Origin of the sequence: Streptomyces sp. NPDC056161 (genome assembly GCF_042268025.1) — a bacterium.
Classification (GTDB): Bacteria; Actinomycetota; Actinomycetes; order Streptomycetales; family Streptomycetaceae; genus Streptomyces.
Map to the genome: position 1 here is coordinate 1 of NZ_JBHJUV010000012.1, position 16,773 is coordinate 16,773.

Below are 16,773 nucleotides of genomic sequence, written 5' to 3' on the forward strand. Positions count from 1 at the left end.
GTCCCCGTCAGCGGACGGGGACCCTCCCTGCGGTCGGCGCACGGACGTGATCGGGCTGCCGCCCCGCCTCCACCTGCCGCGCTTCCCGGTCGGCCAGGTCTGCCTCCTGGGCCGACGGCGTCACGGCCACGCGGATCGACGCCGGGGCGGTCGACTCCGGCCGGGAGGTCGACTCCGGCGAGGCGATCGGCTCCGGTCGCGCGATCGTCGCCGTGCTCGCCGCGCTCGGCCGGGCCCGTCGCCGGTGCGGCGGATCGTGCCGACCGCCTTCCCCGAGAACCAGGCGGGCGGGGCGGGCGAGTTCTCCGCGCCGGGCGGCGCCGAGTGCCGGCGCACCGAACGGACGCACCGGCGGTCCGGGGTACGGCTGCCGGCCCGCCGCCGGTCTTCGCGGACCGGGAACCACCCCCGCGCGCAGGCCGTGCGGCGCCTGCCGCGGGGGGCCGGTGTGCCCCGGCCGGGTGACCGGCCTGTCCGACGGCGGTGTCGTCGGCCGCGCACCGGATCCCGGCCGCCGCTCGCCGCGGCGCGGCCCGGCAGCGGACGGACCGCATGCGCTCAGCCCTGCGGGACGCCGGCCTCCAGGTACAGCGCGGCACCGCGCTCACGCGCCCGCAGCGCCCACCGCAGCCGCTCGTACCGTACGGGCGGCAGCAGTTCGGCGGCCTCCTGCTCGGTGACGAAGCGCCAGGCGCGCAGTTCGGGCCCGGGCAGCAGCAGCGAGCCGGCCTCCGCGGACGCCAGCCGGCCGCCGTCGAACAGCAGGCGCAGCCCGCCGTAGCCGGGTGGTACGGGCGATTCCCAGTCCACGACGAGCAGCCGCGGTACCTCGGCCAGCCGTATCCCGGTCTCCTCGGTGACCTCGCGCATTCCGGCGCGGGCGGGTGCCTCGCCGGGCTCGACGACGCCGCCGGGGAACTCCCAACCCGGTTTGTACGTCGGGTCGACGAGCAGGACGCGGTCCTGATCGTCGAAGAGCAGCACCCCGGCCGCGAGCGTCTCCGCGGTGGGTTCCGGCGTCTGCACGATGTCGCAGGGGGCGACGGCACCGCCGGCCACGGCATCGGCGATGCGGACCGCCGTCTCGTAGGGGGTGAGCGCGCTGGTGTCGACGGGATGGGCGTCGGCGGCGAGCCAGGAGGCGAGCGCGGCGCGGTACGGCTCGATGTGGTCGTACGCCCACTGACGCATCCGCAGTTCGCCGTCGGGCAGGTCGGGCGGGACGTGCCGGCCGGCTATGCGCGCCCGCAGGATCGTTTCGGCCGGGGCGAGCAACAGATGCCGTACGGCTATCCGGCGGGCGGCGAGGCCACCGAAGATCTCGTCCCGGTACTCCTGGCGCAGCAGGGTCATCGGGACCACGAGGGTCCCGCCGAGTTCGGCCAGCATGGCGGCCGCCGTGTCGATCACCAGCCGGCGCCAGATCGGCAGGTCCTGGAAGTCGCCGACCTCGGCGAGGCGTTTGGGCGGCAGCAGGTGTGCGAGCGCTCCGCCGATGGCCTCGGGGTCGAAGAGCGTGCTGTTCGGGATCAGGTCGATCAATTCCCGTGCGGTGGCCGTCTTCCCCGCACCGAACGCGCCGTTGATCCAGACGATCATTCATACTCCAGAGCTGGAAGGCCGCTGAGCAGCGACGGAGCCGTCTTCAGGAGATCACCTGGGAGCGAACATGGGAAAAGGAGGCGTCCACAAACCCCGCACCCACTTCTTCCTTCTCCCATACGCCCCGAAGGTACTCCACGAACCGCGCCTCCATGACGACCGTCACGTCGCTGTACATACCCTCCACACCCGGAGGCCCGTGCCCCTGCCCGGCCACCGCCGCCGGAAAGGGCATCGCCGGCCCGCGGCCCGGGGCCGTCTCCCCGCACCCGCGCGAGAGAGACACGAGAGAAATTCGTGCGACGGTCGGGACAGGGGATGTCAAGACGGCGGCGCCGGCTCCGACCAAGAGGTCGAAGGGGCCCGCCAGGGCCCGCGAACCACGAGGAGTACGCGATGAAGTTCCTGATCAGCCTGCACATCAACCCGGCCGTGCTGGACGCCCTGACCGAAGCGGAGAAGGAAGCGATCGGCACAGGCCACGGCAAGTTCATCGAGACGCTGAAGGAGTCCGGCGAGCTGATCACCACGCAGGCGCTGGTCGACCCGTCGCAGGCCGCCGTGGTCTCGGTGCGGGAGGGCCGACCGGTGGTGACCGACGGACCGTTCCTGGAGGCCAAGGAGCATCTCGGCGGCTTCTACCTGATCGACTGCGAGAACAAGGAGCGGGCGATCGAGCTGGCGGCGCAGATCCCGGACGCCGCGATCGGGGGGCTGGGGGTCGAGGTGCGGCAGGTCATGTTCGCCGACGGACAATTGGAGGCATGACGGCAGCGCACTTCGAGGACCTGCTGCGGGAACTCACGCCGCAGGTCCTCGGCACCCTGGTACGCCGGTACGGCCAGTTCGAGGGATGCGAGGACGCCGTACAGGAAGCGGTCCTCGCCGCCGCCGTGCAGTGGCCGGCCGAGGGGGTGCCGGACAACCCGCGTGGCTGGCTGCTGACTGTCGCGTCCCGGCGGCTCGTCGACCAGGCGCGCAGCGACCGGGCGCGCCGCGCCCGGGAGTCGGCGGCGGCCACCGAGGTGGTGCCCGAGGACGTACCGGACACCGACGACACGCTCGTCCTGCTGTTCCTGTGCTGCCATCCGGCGCTGACCGCGGCCTCCCAGACCGCGCTGACGCTGCGCGCGGTCGGCGGCCTGACCACGGCCGAGATCGCCCGCGCGTTCCTGGTGCCGGAGGCCACCATGGCGGCCAGGATCAGCCGGGCCAAGCAGCGGATCAGGGCCGCGGGCAGCTCGTTCGGGCTGCCGGACGGCGCGGAGCGCGAGGAGCGGCTGCGGGTCGTCCTGCACGTCCTCTACCTGATCTTCAACGAGGGCTACACCGCCTCGTCGGGCAGTGCGCTGCACCGTGCCGACCTCGCGCGCGAGGCGATCCGGCTGACGAGGACGGTGCACGCGCAACTGCCCGCGGACGACGAGGTGACCGGGCTGCTCGCGCTGATGCTGCTGACCCATGCCCGCAGCAGGGCGCGGACGACGGCGGCCGGGGATCTCGTACCGCTCGACGAGCAGGACCGCGGGAACTGGGACCGCGAGCTGATCGAGGAGGGCACCGAGTTGGTCAAGGCGGCGCTGGCCGGTCCGACGCTGGGGCCTTACCAGGTGCAGGCCGCCATCGCCGCCACGCACGCCGACGCGGCCACGGCCGAGGAGACCGACTGGCGCCAGGTGCACGCCCTTTACCTCATCCTGGAGCGGATCGCGCCCAACCCGATGGTCACCCTCAACCGGGCCGTCGCGCTCGCCGAGGCCGAAGGCCCGCCGGCCGGGCTGGCCCTGCTGTCCCCGCTGGACGCCGACCAGCGGATGGCGGGGCATCACCGGCTGCTGTCCGTACGGGCGCACCTGCTGGAGAGGAACGGGGACCTGGCCGGGGCGTACGCGCTGTACCGGCGTGCCGCCAAGTCCACCGCCAGCATCGCCGAGCAGCGCTTTCTGGAGTCCCGGGCCGAACGGGTGGCGCGCCGCGCGCCGGAGGTGCCGCGCTCGGGTGGCCCGGAGACCGGGCACGGCTGAGGGATCTGCGCGGGTGCCGGTGCGCGCACCGGCACCCGACCGGGGCGGCTGAGCCGGAGCCGGGGGTCTACTCCTCGAACAGGACGTGGTCGGCGGGGGCGAAGCCGTCCTGGCTGACGGTGTGGTCGGCGGTGTCGAGGGTGTCCGAGACGTGCAGATCGTCGAGGACCGCGTGGTCCGCGCCGTGCGACGGGGTGATCGCGGCCACGACGAAGCCGGTGGCGAGGGAGGCGAGGGCGAGCATGCTGCGCTTCTTCATGCCCCTATCAACTGTGCGAGCCGCCCGGAGTCACGCGGATCACGGCCGTTCCCCCCTCCAGGTCCACCGTGCTGCGGTGCGGCGGCGCCCCGTCCTCGTCGTCGTCACGGAGCAGCAGTGCGGACTGCCGTTCCCGCAACTCGTGCTGCTTGCCCGGCGACAGGGTGCCGTGCAACTGCTCGAACCCGGTGGCCGACACCTGCCCGGTTCTCGCTCCGTTGCGCCACGGCAGCACGCCCGCGCGCCCGGCCCGCAGCAGCAACTGGTCGACGAAGGCCACCACGGTGAGCAGGATGACGAGCCCCGGCAAGGTCATGAGGACGGCGAACTGCATGTACCGAGTATCGGGGGTGGTGGTCAGCGGGGAAACCGCCTGGTCCGGGGTTCCGGTCGGGACGGGGGCCGGACCCGGGTGTTCCCGGCCGCGTGCGTCGCTCCCGGCCTGTCGCAGTGGCGGCCGACATGGGGTCGGGGGCAGGTTCCGGAGAGCGTATGACCGGCGATGACCGGCGATGACCGGCGATATAGATACCCCGGGACATCCGATGTCCCGACGGATCGACGGGCGGAGCGCACCGGTCGGGTGAGGAGCGAACCCGTCGGTCTGCTGGAAGGTGATCCCACACAACCGAACGCGTGGTGCGACATCCCTCGCAAATACTCTGCCCCATCAGAGAGTTTGGCGCGATATCGGTCGGCCGCCACCGCTTCTCTTCCACCATAGTCCGACACGTCCTACCGTAAACGCACTGTTATGACGCGCACATGACGTCATCCCATCTTTCGCGAGTCGGAGGAACGTAATGATGCGTCACCCTCGTACCCGCACGACCCGCACGCTCCGCCGAAGAGCGGTCGGGGTCCTCGCCGCAGGACTGCTGTCCTCGGCCGGCCTCGCCGCCCCCGCCGCCGCGGCGGCCCCGGCGGATCAGCCCGTGGCCCCCGCCGCCGCGGCGCCCGCCCCGGCCGGGCCGTCCCGGACGTCCGCGCCCGCCGACGGCCTGGCCCTCACCCCGCCGATGGGCTTCAACAACTGGAACTCCACGCACTGCCGCGCCGACTTCGATGAGGAGATGGTCAAGGGCATCGCCGACATCTTCGTGGCGAAGGGCCTCAAGGACGCCGGGTACCAGTACGTCAACCTCGACGACTGCTGGGCCCTGCCGAGCCGGGACGCGGACGGCAAGCTGGTCCCCGACCCGGTCCGGTTCCCCGGTGGGATCAAGGCCGTCGCCGACTACGTCCACGAAAAGGGCCTGAAGCTCGGTGTCTACACCAGCGCCGGCACGAAGACGTGCAACCCCGCCGGGTTCCCGGGCGCCCTCGGCCACGAGTACAGCGACGCCCAGCAGTTCGCCGACTGGGGCGTGGACTACCTCAAGTACGACAACTGCAACAACCAGGGTGTGGACGCCAAGCTGCGCTACACCACCATGCGGGACGCCCTGCGGGCGACCGGGCGGCCCATCGTCTACAGCATCTGCGAATGGGGCCAGAACAAGCCCTGGGAGTGGGCGGGCGACCTCGGCCAGCTGTGGCGGACGACGGGGGACATCAGTGACAGCTGGGGCTCGATGCTGTCGATCCTGAAGCAGAACCTGCCCCTCGCGCCGTACGCCGGGCCCGGCCGCTGGAACGACCCGGACATGCTGGAGGTCGGCAACGGCGGCATGACCGACACCGAGTACCGCTCGCACTTCTCGATGTGGTCGGTCATGGCGGCGCCGCTGCTCATCGGCACCGACCTGCGCAAGGCGTCCCCGTCGACCTTCGACATCCTGGACAACAAGGAGGTCATCGCCGTCGACCAGGACCCGCTGGGCAAGCAGGGCACGGTCCTCTCGTCGGAGGGCGGACGCTGGGTCGTCGCCAAGGAGATGCGGGACGGCAGCCGCACGGTGGCCCTGTTCAACGAGTCCGGCACCGCCCAGCGCATCACGACGACCGCGCGGGCCGCGGGCCTTCCGGACGCCCCTGCCTACACCCTGCGCGACCTGTGGCAGCACCGGAGCTACAACACCGCGGGCACCGTCTCCGCGACCGTACCGGCCCACGGCACGGTCCTCGTCCGGGTCTTCGCCGACCACGACTGGGCCGCGCACCCGCCGGCGGTCGAACTCGGCCTGGACGGCAGCCCGTACGTGGAGGCGGGCACCCCGGCCGAGCTGACGACCACGGTCACCGACCTCGGCCGCACCCCGGCCCGGCAGGTGTCCGTGACCCTGACCGGCCCCGAGGGCTGGACCGTCACCCCGACGTCGGCCACCCGGGCGGCGTCCCTGGCGACAGACCGGTCACTGCGCACCCGCTGGCGGGTGACCGCCCCTTCGGGCACGCCGACGGGGTCGTACGGCCTGACCCTGAAGGCCGCGTACCGCTCACCGTCGGGAACGCCCGTCGACAGCACGCTGCCCCTGACGGTGTCCGTCGCGGTGCCGCCCCCGTCCGGCACGTCGTACCTCGGTGATCTGCCGTGGCTGGAGGCCGTCAACGCCTGGGGCCCGGTGGAACGCGACACCAGCAACGGTGAGAGCGCGGCCGGCGACGGCCGCACCCTCACCCTGGGCGGAACGGCGTACGCCAAGGGGCTCGGCGTGCACGCCGACAGCTCCGTCGCCTACTACACGGGCGGCGCCTGCGAGACGGTCACCGCGGACGTCGGGGTCGACGACGAGAAGGGCGCGAGCGGCACCGTCACCTTCGAGATCTGGGCCGACGGCACGAAGGCCGCCGCCACCGGAGTGCTGACCAACGCGATGCCGGCCCAGCCGCTGACCGCGGACGTGACCGGCGCCCGGGTGGTCCGGCTCGTCGTCACCGACGGCGGCGACGGCATCGACTCGGACCACGCGGACTGGGCGGACGCACGGCTCAGCTGCTGAGCCCGGCCATCGACAGGTGAACGTCGCGGCGGCACCGGGCGACCGGTGTCAGACCCCCGCCGCGGTCGCGTCCGGCCTCCGCGCCAGCGCGGCCGCGGCGGCGCCCACCAGACCCGCGTCCGTGCCCATCTGCGCGGGGGTCACCGTCAGCCGCTGGACGAAGGAGAGGGTCGCGTAGTCGCCGAGGGCCTTGCGCAGCGGCGCGAAGAGGATGTCGCCCGCCTTGCCCACGCCGCCGCCGATCACCGCGATGTCGATCTCGACGAGGGTCGCGGTGGCCGCGATGGCGGCGGCCAGCGCCTGCGCGGCCCGCTCGAAGGACGCCACCGCGACCGGGTCCCCGGCGCGGGCGGCGGCCGCGACCGCGGCCGCCGAGGCGTCCCCGTCGGGACCCGGCTGCCAGCCGCCCTCCAGCGCGCGCCGGGCGATGTTGGGGCCGCTGGCGATCCGCTCGACGCAGCCGCGCGAGCCGCACGGGCACGGATCGCCGTCGAGGTCGACGCTGATGTGGCCGATGTGCCCCGCGTTGCCCGTGGGCCCGGGATGCAGCTGGCCGCCCAGGACGAGACCGCCGCCGACACCGGTCGAGACCACCATGCACAGCGCGTTGTCGTGGCCGCGGGCGGCTCCTTGCCAGTGTTCGGCGGCCGTGATCGCCACGCCGTCGCCGATCAGCTCCACCGGCAGGCCGCCGGTCGCCGCCCGGACCCGCTCCACCAGCGGGAAGCCACGCCAGCCGGGCACGTTCACCGGGCTCACCGTGCCCGCGGAGGCGTCCACCGGACCGGCGCTGCCGATCCCGATGGAGCCCGCGCGTGACCACAGGGGCGATCCGGCGAGTTCGCCGAGCACCTCCGTCACGGCTCGCATGACGGTCTCGCCGTCCTGCCGAGCGGGCGTCGCACGCTGGGCGCGTACCTGAATCCGTCCGTGGCCGTCCACCAGCGCGCCGGCGATTTTGGTGCCGCCGATGTCGAGCGCAGCCACGAGGTCGGTGTGCATCAGAGTCGAATCTCCCCGTCAAACATGAGAAAACGAAGTGCGAGACAGCCCGGTCTCGTCATCGGGCGCAGGCCGGTGATTGCGGTGGACAGTCTCCCCCGGATCTGACAACGTTGTCCAGGCTCTATGCTCGACGCCACATCCTCATACGACCCCATGGGCCTTCGCACCACCCCGTGGACGACAGGACAGGACGCCGCATCGTGCCAGAGACCACCCGCCGCGCCGACCGGCTCGCTGACCGCCACTCCGGGTCCCGCTACGGCAACCGTCCGACGATGAAGGACGTGGCGGCCCGGGCCGGTGTCGGGCTCAAGACGGTCTCCCGGGTGGTCAACGGCGAGCCGGGGGTCACCCCTGACACCGAGCGCCGCGTCCAGGAGGCCATCGACGCGCTCGGCTTCCGGCGCAACGACAGCGCGCGGGTGCTGCGCAAGGGGCGGACCGCCAGCATCGGCCTGGTCCTGGAGGACCTGGCCGACCCGTTCTACGGTCCGCTCAGCCGCGCCGTCGAGGAGGTGGCCCGCGCCCACGGCGCCCTGCTGATCAACGGTTCCAGCGCCGAGGACCCGGAACGCGAGCAGGAACTGGCGCTGGCCCTGTGCGCGCGGCGGGTGGACGGGCTGGTGATCATCCCCGCGGGAGGCGACCACCGCTATCTGGAGCCGGAGATCAGGGCGGGCGTCGCGACCGTGTTCGTGGACCGTCCGGCCGGGAAGATCGACGCCGATGTCGTGCTGTCCGACAACTTCGGCGGCGCCCGCGACGGTGTGGCCCATCTGATCGCCCATGGGCACCGCCGCATCGGGTTCATCGGTGACATGCCCCGCATCCACACCGCGGCCGAGCGGTTGCGCGGCTACCGGGCGGCCATGGAGGACGCCGGGACAGAGGTCGAGGACGGCTGGATGTCCCTGGGCGCCACCGATCCGGAGCGGGTGCGCCGGGCCGCGGTGGACATGCTGGCCGCGGACTCCCCGGTCACCGCGATCTTCACGGGCAACAACCGGGTGACGGTGACGGTGATCCGGGTCCTGGCCGAGCACACCCGGCCCGTCGCCCTGGTCGGTTTCGACGACATCGAACTCGCCGACCTGCTCCGGCCGGGTGTGACGGTCGTAGCCCAGGACTCGGCGGCCCTCGGCCGCACCGCCGCCGAACGCCTCTTCCGGCAGTTGGACGGCAGCCTCGTCACCCCGGAGCGCATCGAGCTGCCGACCCGGCTGATCACCCGTGGCTCGGGCGAGCTGCCGCCGGCGGGCTGAGCGCCGATGACCGGACGGACCCTGGAGGAACTGGGTCTCGCCGAGGCGCCGCGGGACCATCCCCTGAGTTATCCGGGTGCCTGGCCCGCGGACTCCGGAATCCTGTGCGGGGACCGGATGCTGCCGGTCGACCGCCTGGTGCACCCGGACCGGGTTCCGGTCCTCGCGGTCGGCTCCAACGCCTGCCCCGGCCAGTTGCGGCACAAGATGGCCGAGTCCGCCGAGTTCTCGGTCACCTCCGGCATCCCCATGGTGAAGGCCCGGGTGACGGGCCTCGGGGTCGGCGTCTCCGCGCACGTGAGCCGCATGGGGTACGTCTCCGCCTCACCGTTCCGCGCGCCCGCGGCGGTGCGGGAGCTGTTCGTGACCTGGCTCGACGCACGGCAGCTCGCGGTGGTCGACGCCAGCGAGGGCGTGCCGCTGCCCACCGGGAACTACGCCCGGGTCTGGCTGCCCGCGCCCGACGTGCGGATCGAACTGGCCGACGGTACGGCGCTCGCGGGAGCGTACGCGTACGTCAACCGGCACGGCGTCCTGCGCGACGGGGACGGAGCGCCTCGGCACCATCCGGGCCAACGGCCGCTGCTCGCGGGGCTGCTACGGGCATCCGCCGAGCTGCGCGAGCTGTTCGGGGGCACGCCCGAGGAGTTCTGCGCGCGGGCGCGGGCCGAGGCGGGGCTGTGCGACCGCGGCACGGAGCTGTTCGCGCAACGGGGCTGGGCGACGGCGTCCGGCCTTGAGCGGTACGCCGACGCGCGGCGGTCCTAGGAGCGGACCGGCGGCCCGGGGCCGGTCCGTGGGCGGCACCGCCCTTGAAGTGGACGTTCCTCGCCCCGGACACCGTGTCGCGTGGTCGCCGCCGGATCTCGTCCATGGGATCCCCGCGGAGTCGGGAGCCGCGGCGCGCCGCGCGCGCCGGGGCCGTTACCCGGCCGACGCGGTGAGGTCGCCGCGCCTTGGCGCGGCGAAGCCCTCCAGGTCCGAGCGGGTCAGACCGGTGCGCCTCGTGACCTCCGCGAGGTCGAGGGCGCCGCAGTCCAGGCCGCGCAGCAGGTAGCCGCCGAGGGCCTTGGCGGTGGCGGGCTCGTCCATGATGTCGCCGCCGGTCCGGTTGGCGTACCGGGCCAGACGGTCCGCGGCCGGTGCGAAGCCCTCGCGGTAGAAGGCGAACACGGCGGCGTAGCGGGTGGGCAGGTGGCCGGGGTGCATGTCCCAGCCCTGGTAGTAGGCGCGGGCCAGCGCGCGCCGGGTGAGTCCGTAGTGCAGTCGCCAGGCGGCGTGCACCTGTTCGGCCGGGCCGACCGGGAGCACGTTGGTCGAGCCGTCCGAGAGCCGTACGCCCGTACCCGCGGCCGCGACCTGCATGACCGCCTTGGCGTGGTCGGCGGCGGGGTGGTCACTGGCCTGGTGGGCGGCGGAGACACCGAGGCAGGCGCTGTAGTCGAAGGTGCCGTAGTGCAGTCCGGTGGCGCGCCCCTCGGCGGCCCGGATCATCCGGGCGACCGTCGCGGTGCCGTCGTCGGCCAGGATGGACTGGCTGGTCTCGATCTGGATCTCGAAGCCGATCCGGCCGGGCGCGAGACCTCGTGCCTTCTCGAAGGCGTCGAGCAACCGCACCATGGCGGTGACCTGTTCGGCGTAGGTCACCTTGGGCAGCGTGAGGACCAGCCCCTCCGGCAGGCCCCCTGCCTCCGTCAGGCCGGTCAGGAAGATGTCGAGGGTGCGGATGCCGCGCTCGCGCACCGCCGCTTCCAGGCACTTCATGCGGATGCCCATGTACGGTGCCGCGGTGCCCCGCGCGTACGCCTCGGCGATCAGCCGGGCCGCGCGCGCGGCCGTCTCGTCCTCCTCGGCGTCCGGACGCAGTCCGTAGCCGTCCTCGAAGTCGACCCGGAGGTCTTCCACGGGCTCGCGCTCCAGTTTGTCGCGCACCCGGTCGTACACGGGCCCGGCCAGTTCGTCGGCGAGGCCGAGGACGGCGGCGAAGGAGTCCGCGTCGGGGGCGTGTTCGTCGAGTGCCGCAAGGGCCTGCTCGCCCCAGGTGCGGATGGTGTCGGCGGCGAACAGGTCGCCGGGGACGTAGACGGTGTGGACGGGCTGGCGGGTGCCGGGGTCTCCCGGGTAGCGGCGCTCCAGTTCGGCGTCGACGGGGGCGAGGGCCGCGCCGATGTCCTCGCTGACGGCGGCCGCGAGGCTCGTCGAGACCTTCTCCTGCCGGCCCTGGCCCATCGCCACATCCTCCACTGTCCGCCTGATCTTCCGCCCTGCGGAATCAACAATCCGTTGAATGAAGGTATCCGGGCGCCTTCCGGATGGTCAACACCGTGTCCGCGGGCAGCCACTCGGCCATGTCGCCATGTTCACGCCCATCCGGTAGGGCAGTGTCACGCGTAGTCCGCCCACCGACTCGTCCGGCCGTCACGACCGAAGGAGCCCCTGTGCCGAACCACAGCCGAGTCACGCGCCGTCTGGGCCTCAAGGCCGCCCTGTCCGCGGCGGCAGCCCTGCCCCTCACCAGTACAGCACCGTCCGCCTCGGCCGCCCCCGCGGCGCCGGAGCCGAGTCGCGGGCTGGAGGTCATGTCCTTCAACCTGCGCTTCGCGAGCACCACCGAGCCGAACAGCTGGGCGGTCCGCCGGCCGGTGCTGCACGCCCTGCTGCATCGCGCGGCCCCGCACGTCATCGGCACTCAGGAGGGCCTCTTCCCGCAGTTGCTGGACATCGCCTCCGACCTGGGGCCGCGCTACGACTGGATCGGCACCGGCCGCCTGCACGGCAGCCATGACGAGTTCATGGCCGTCTTCTACGACACCCAGCGCCTCACCCCGACCGAGTACGACCACTTCTGGCTGTCCGACACCCCGGACGTGATCGGCTCGAACACCTGGGGCGCCTCACTCCCCCGCATGGTCACCTGGGTGCGCTTCCGGGACCGGCACGCGGACGGCCAGGAGTTCCACCTCCTCAACACGCATTTCGACCATGCGAGCCAGTCCGCGCGCGAGCGCTCCGCCGCGCTGGTCGCCGAGCGCGTCCGGAGCCTCGACGGCTCGCTGCCGCTCGTGGTGACCGGCGACTTCAACGTCCCCGCCCACCATAATCCGGTCTACGACACGCTGCTGGCCGCCGGTCTTGCCGACACCTGGGACACCGCGGGCGAGCGCGGCCCGCTGTACGGCACCTTCCACGGCTACAGGCCGCTGACACCGGACGGCGACCGCATCGACTGGATCCTGACCACCCCGGGGGTGACCACGCGGCGGGCGGTGATCGACACCTTCTCCGCCGACGGGCAGTTCCCGAGCGACCACCTGCCGGTGCGGGCCTTGCTCACCCTGGGCTGAGCGCGTCGGAACGAACCGGGGCCCCGCGACCGGCACTCGGTCGCGGGGCCCCGTACGGCCGGCGGGGATCAGCCCTTGCGGGCCTTGATCTCCTCGGTGAGCTGCGGGACGACGTTGAAGAGGTCGCCGACGACGCCGTAGTCGACCAGGTCGAAGATCGGGGCCTCCGGGTCCTTGTTGATCGCCACGATGGTCTTCGAGGTCTGCATGCCGGCCCGGTGCTGGATCGCGCCCGAGATGCCGGAGGCGATGTAGAGCTGCGGGGAGACCGACTTGCCGGTCTGGCCCACCTGGTTGGTGTGCGGGTACCAGCCCGCGTCCACCGCGGCGCGCGAGGCACCCACCGCGGCGCCCAGCGAGTCGGCCAGTCCCTCGATGATCGCGAAGTTCTCCGCGCCGTTGACACCGCGTCCGCCGGAGACCACGATCGCGGCCTCCGTCAGTTCGGGACGGCCCGTCGACTCGCGCGCCGTGCGGCCCGTCACCTTGGTGCCGGTCGCCTGCGCCGAGAAGGTCACGTCCAGGGCCTCGACCGTGCCGGCCGCGGACGCCGCCTCCACGGCCGCGCTGTTCGGCTTGACCGTGATGACCGGAGTGCCCTTGGCGACGCGGGACTTGGTGGTGAAGGACGCGGCGAACACCGACTGGGTGGCCACCGGGCCCTCGCCACCGGCCTCCAGGTCGACGGCGTCGGTGATGACGCCCGAGCCGATGCGCAGCGCCAGCCGGGCGGCGATCTCCTTGCCCTCCGCGGAGGACGGGACCAGGACGGCGGCCGGGGACACGGCCTCGTGGGCCGCCTGCAGCGCGTCGACCTTGGGCACGACCAGGTAGTCGGTGTACTCGGCGGCGTCGTGCGTGAGGACCTTCACCGCGCCGTGCTCGGCGAGCGTGGCGGCGGTGCCGGCGGCGCCCGCGCCGAGGGCGACGGCGACCGGCTCGCCGAGCCGGCGGGCCAGGGTCAGCAGCTCCAGGGTGGGCTTGCGGACGACACCGTCCACGTGGTCGACGTAGACGAGGACTTCAGCCATGGGATTGCTCTCCTGCGTACGAAAGTTGAGGGGCGGTCGGCGGTTGCGGGCTCAGATGAACTTCTGGCCCGCGAGGAACTCGGCGAGCTGCTTGCCGCCCTCGCCCTCGTCCTTGACGATCGTGCCCGCCGTACGGGCCGGGCGCGCGGCCGCGGAGTCGACCTTCGACCAGGCGCCCGCCAGGCCGACCTCCTCGGCCTCGATCTCCAGGTCGGACAGGTCCCAGGACTCGACCGGCTTCTTCTTGGCCGCCATGATCCCCTTGAAGGACGGGTAGCGGGCCTCACCCGACTGGTCGGTGACCGACACGACCGCCGGAAGCCGGGCCTCCAACTGCTCGGAGGCGGCGTCGCCGTCGCGGCGGCCCGTGACCGTGCCGCCCTCGACCGCGACCTCCGACAGGAGGGTGAGCTGCGGGACGCCCAGGCGCTCGGCGAGCAGGGCCGGGACGATGCCACCGGTGCCGTCGGTGGAGGCCATGCCGGAGACCACCAGGTCGTACCCGGCCTTCTCGATCGCCTTCGCCAGCACCAGGGAGGTGCCGATGGCGTCGGTGCCGTGCAGGTCGTCGTCCTCGACGTGGATCGCCTTGTCCGCGCCCATGGACAGCGCCTTGCGCAGCGCGTCCTTGGCGTCCTCCGGGCCCACCGTCAGGACGGTGATCTCAACGTCGTCATCGGAGTTCTCGGAGATCTGCAGCGCCTGCTCGACCGCGTATTCGTCCAGTTCGGAGAGCAGACCGTCCACGTCGTCCCGGTCGACGGTCAGGTCATCGGCGAAGTGCCGGTCGCCAGTGGCGTCGGGCACGTACTTCACAGTGACAACGATCCTCAAGCTCACGCCGGCTCTCCTACTGCTTCGTCTGTTCCGGTCTGCCTCTTCCAGGCAGCATAGGCGCCTGCGGCGGCCGATCCCGGTCGGGTCGGCCACGCGCTCCGAACTGAATATTACTCACCAGTACACCCAGTTCATTCCCGCTGAGCAAGCGCTTTGAACTGTGACCTGCGCAACGCAGCGTAACCGGAACCCGACAGCTTCGCAGAAGGGCGGGAGCGTGCTCAGTCCCTCAGCGCGCCGAAGCCGCCCTCGTGGTAGAGGAGGGGGCGGCCCGCGCCGGCGGGGTCGCCGAGGACGACCTCGGCGAGCACGATGCAGTGGTCGCCGGCCGGGACCCGCCCGACGACCCGGCACACCAGCCAGGCGAGCACTCCGCCGAGCACCGGTACGCCTTCCGGCCCCTCGCGCCAGGCGGTGGGCGCACCGAACCGGTCGGCGCCGCTGCGGGCGAAGGTCGCGGCCAGCTCGCGCTGGTGCTCGCCGAGTATGTGGACGCCGACATGGTCGGCCTCGGACATCGCGGGCCAACTGGAGGCGCCGACGCCGATGCCGAAGGAGAGCAGCGGGGGCTCGGCCGACACGGAGGTGAGGGAGGTGGCGGTGAAGCCCACCGGCCCCAGGGTGCCGCGGGCGGTGATCACCGCGACCCCCGCGGCGTGCCGTCGGAAGGTGGAACGCAGCAGGTCGGTGGAGGCGGGCCGGGAAGTGCCGAGACCGGGCGTGGCCGTCATGGAGGTGTCCTTCTCGGAGAGGTGGAGAGCGGTTCCGTTGCTGCTCAACGGCCCGGACAGCGCGCACTCGCGGTACGGGACAGGTCGACGTGGGCCCGTCCGAAGAGAAGGAGATCCTTGGGCATGGGGTCAGATTGACGATAGGTGGTGTGCGCAGTCAAGTACGTTCCGGCATCCGGGAGCTGTCTCGCCGTCACGGGCAGCGTCATCACACCGCCTCCCCCAGCGCCGCGATGACATCTGCCTTGCGCGGTTGTCCCGCGGCCCGCCGCACCACGCGGCCGACCGCGTCCAGGACCAGCACGGTGGGGGTTGCGCGGATACCGAGTTCCCTCACGAGGTCCAGCCGGGCCTCGGCGTCGATCTCCACATGGGCGACCCCGGGGACCAGGCCGGCCACCTCGCCGAGGACCCGCCGGGTCGCCCGGCAGGGCGCGCAGAAGGCGGTGGAGAACTGTACGAGCGTGGCCCGCGCCCCGAGTTCGCCGCCCAGCTCGGCCGCCCCGAGCCGCCTGCCCTCGTCCTGTCCGCGCACCCGTGTCCTCCCGCTCCGCCGCCGGTGCGGCACTCCTTGGCCGCGCGCCGCGGCGCGCACCGCCGGCCCGGTCCTTCTCAACAGGAGCACTCGCGCCACCGCAAAGATTCCCGGTACCCGCACCTGTTTCCACCGCGGAACGCTGCCGGGCCCGGGCCGGCCGGGGCTCGCGGCCACCCGCTCCGCGCTCGCCGCCGCCTTCTCGAACGCGGCGTTCGCCCACTGCCCGGGGGCGAGTCGTCCCGGCTGCCGCGGCGGCCGGTGCGCGTGCCGGGCGGAAGGGAACGTGACGGGCCGGTGCGACCGCTGGGCCGACGTGACGAGTATCTCGCCGCGTCGGGGTGCCAAGGCTGGCTCCCCGTCCGTTCTTCGGGCACGATCTGCGATGCGCCGTAAACCTACGGCTGCGTAACTTGTCCGCCGGGAGTGCCTTCCCAGGCTGAGCAGGAAGGGTCCGCCCCGCCCATGGAGCTGGTCTACCGTCCCGTCATCGGTTTCGCCAAGACGATGTTCAAGGTCTGGGACCTCAGGATCGACTGCAAGGGTTCGGAGAACATCCCGCGCTCGGGCGGCGCCGTCCTGGTGAGCAATCACATCAGTTACCTGGACTTCATCTTCAACGGGCTGGCGGCACTGCCGCAGAAGCGGCTCGTGCGTTTCATGGCGAAGGAGTCCGTCTTCCGCCACCGGGTCTCCGGGCCGCTGATGCGCGGGATGAAGCACATCCCGGTGGACCGCGGACAGGGCGAGGCGGCGTACGCGCACGCGCTGGACTCGCTGCGCTCCGGCGAGGTCGTCGGGGTGTTCCCGGAGGCCACCATCTCGCAGTCCTTCACGCTCAAGAGCTTCAAGTCGGGTGCCGCGCGGCTCGCCCAGGAGGCGGGCGTCCCGCTGGTCCCGATGGCCGTGTGGGGGACGCAGCGGCTGTGGACCAAGGGCCACCCGCGCAACTTCAGACGCAGCCACCTCCCGGTCACCGTCCGGGTGGGCGAGACCGTCGAAGCCCCTCGTGACCAGTACGCCGGCGCGATCACCCGCCGGCTGCGCGGGCGGGTCCAGGACCTCCTGGACTCCGCCCAGCGCGCCTACCCGGGAGGCCCCAAGGGCGCCCACGACTACTGGTGGCTGCCGGCCCATCTGGGCGGCACGGCCCCGACGCAGGAGGAGTTGCGCGCCGCCGAGGCACACTGACGCCCGCCGCCGCGCCGCCGCGGAGTGCCGGAGCGGCTTCCGCGGCGCGGTCGCGCCGGCCGCGCGTCGT

Annotated in this window: 17 protein-coding genes; 7 read left to right on the top strand and 10 right to left on the bottom strand. The window is 72.7% G+C overall.

Going from position 1 to position 16,773, the window contains the following annotated elements; all coding sequences use genetic code 11:
* Positions 1–558 precede the first annotated feature (558 nt).
* Together ACFC09_RS13245 and ACFC09_RS13250 are read right to left on the bottom strand one after the other, a co-directional pair.
* Entirely contained in the window at positions 559–1,599 is a 1,041-nt protein-coding gene (locus ACFC09_RS13245) for an NUDIX domain-containing protein (RefSeq protein WP_376526813.1), read from the bottom strand.
* A 46-nt stretch (positions 1,600–1,645) separates the two neighbouring features.
* Positions 1,646–1,780: a hypothetical protein gene (locus tag ACFC09_RS13250; protein WP_376526816.1), complete on the bottom strand. Its 135-nt coding sequence runs from the start codon at positions 1,778–1,780 to the stop codon at positions 1,646–1,648.
* Between the two features lie 218 nt (positions 1,781–1,998).
* Between ACFC09_RS13250 and ACFC09_RS13255 the strand changes: the two genes are divergently transcribed.
* Positions 1,999–2,370 carry a YciI family protein gene (locus tag ACFC09_RS13255; protein WP_376526818.1) on the top strand — a complete coding sequence of 124 codons (372 nt, stop codon included), beginning with the start codon at positions 1,999–2,001 and terminating at the stop codon, positions 2,368–2,370.
* Positions 2,367–3,626 (top strand): RNA polymerase sigma factor, encoded by a 1,260-nt coding sequence (locus ACFC09_RS13260; protein WP_376526821.1) that lies wholly within the window; start codon positions 2,367–2,369, stop codon positions 3,624–3,626. The genes ACFC09_RS13255 and ACFC09_RS13260 overlap by 4 nt, the downstream gene beginning before the upstream one ends.
* 67 nt (positions 3,627–3,693) lie before the next feature.
* Here ACFC09_RS13260 and ACFC09_RS13265 read toward each other — a convergent pair whose 3' ends face one another.
* Entirely contained in the window at positions 3,694–3,885 is a 192-nt protein-coding gene (locus ACFC09_RS13265; protein WP_376526824.1) for a hypothetical protein, read from the bottom strand.
* Positions 3,886–3,892: 7 nt separating this feature from the next.
* Positions 3,893–4,219 (bottom strand): DUF6191 domain-containing protein, encoded by a 327-nt coding sequence (locus tag ACFC09_RS13270; RefSeq protein ID WP_376526827.1) that lies wholly within the window; start codon positions 4,217–4,219, stop codon positions 3,893–3,895.
* A 472-nt stretch (positions 4,220–4,691) separates the two neighbouring features.
* Here ACFC09_RS13270 and ACFC09_RS13275 point away from each other — a divergent pair, with 472 nt between their 5' ends.
* Complete coding sequence (locus ACFC09_RS13275; protein ID WP_376526830.1) at positions 4,692–6,767, top strand: NPCBM/NEW2 domain-containing protein; 2,076 nt, start codon at positions 4,692–4,694, stop codon at positions 6,765–6,767.
* A 48-nt stretch (positions 6,768–6,815) separates the two neighbouring features.
* Here ACFC09_RS13275 and ACFC09_RS13280 read toward each other — a convergent pair whose 3' ends face one another.
* The gene (locus tag ACFC09_RS13280) at positions 6,816–7,769 is read right to left on the bottom strand and encodes an ROK family protein (RefSeq protein WP_376526832.1); all 954 of its coding nucleotides are present in this window, start codon (positions 7,767–7,769) and stop codon (positions 6,816–6,818) included.
* 203 nt (positions 7,770–7,972) lie between these two features.
* Between ACFC09_RS13280 and ACFC09_RS13285 the strand changes: the two genes are divergently transcribed.
* On the top strand, positions 7,973–9,034 hold the full coding sequence (locus ACFC09_RS13285; RefSeq protein WP_376526835.1) for a LacI family DNA-binding transcriptional regulator: 1,062 nt from the start codon (positions 7,973–7,975) through the stop codon (positions 9,032–9,034).
* 6 nt (positions 9,035–9,040) lie between these two features.
* Complete coding sequence (locus ACFC09_RS13290) at positions 9,041–9,802, top strand: hypothetical protein (protein ID WP_376526838.1); 762 nt, start codon at positions 9,041–9,043, stop codon at positions 9,800–9,802.
* Positions 9,803–9,958: 156 nt separating this feature from the next.
* On the opposite strand, the gene ACFC09_RS13295 is transcribed toward ACFC09_RS13290, so the two are convergent.
* Positions 9,959–11,263 (bottom strand): DUF6986 family protein, encoded by a 1,305-nt coding sequence (locus ACFC09_RS13295; RefSeq protein ID WP_376526841.1) that lies wholly within the window; start codon positions 11,261–11,263, stop codon positions 9,959–9,961.
* Between the two features lie 209 nt (positions 11,264–11,472).
* On the opposite strand from ACFC09_RS13295, the gene ACFC09_RS13300 reads away from it, so the two are divergent.
* On the top strand, positions 11,473–12,378 hold the full coding sequence (locus ACFC09_RS13300) for an endonuclease/exonuclease/phosphatase family protein (protein WP_376526844.1): 906 nt from the start codon (positions 11,473–11,475) through the stop codon (positions 12,376–12,378).
* 68 nt (positions 12,379–12,446) lie between these two features.
* On the opposite strand, the gene ACFC09_RS13305 is transcribed toward ACFC09_RS13300, so the two are convergent.
* The 4 genes from ACFC09_RS13305 to ACFC09_RS13320 form a co-directional block, all read right to left on the bottom strand.
* Entirely contained in the window at positions 12,447–13,409 is a 963-nt protein-coding gene (locus ACFC09_RS13305; RefSeq protein WP_376526846.1) for an electron transfer flavoprotein subunit alpha/FixB family protein, read from the bottom strand.
* A 51-nt stretch (positions 13,410–13,460) separates the two neighbouring features.
* Entirely contained in the window at positions 13,461–14,249 is a 789-nt protein-coding gene (locus ACFC09_RS13310; protein ID WP_376526849.1) for an electron transfer flavoprotein subunit beta/FixA family protein, read from the bottom strand.
* Positions 14,250–14,467: 218 nt separating this feature from the next.
* Entirely contained in the window at positions 14,468–14,977 is a 510-nt protein-coding gene (locus tag ACFC09_RS13315; RefSeq protein WP_376526852.1) for a flavin reductase family protein, read from the bottom strand.
* Positions 14,978–15,185: 208 nt separating this feature from the next.
* Positions 15,186–15,572, bottom strand: a complete 387-nt coding sequence (locus ACFC09_RS13320) for a thioredoxin family protein (RefSeq protein ID WP_376527142.1) — start codon at positions 15,570–15,572, stop codon at positions 15,186–15,188.
* Between the two features lie 405 nt (positions 15,573–15,977).
* Between ACFC09_RS13320 and ACFC09_RS13325 the strand changes: the two genes are divergently transcribed.
* Entirely contained in the window at positions 15,978–16,703 is a 726-nt protein-coding gene (locus ACFC09_RS13325; RefSeq protein WP_376526855.1) for a lysophospholipid acyltransferase family protein, read from the top strand.
* Positions 16,704–16,773 lie beyond the last annotated feature (70 nt).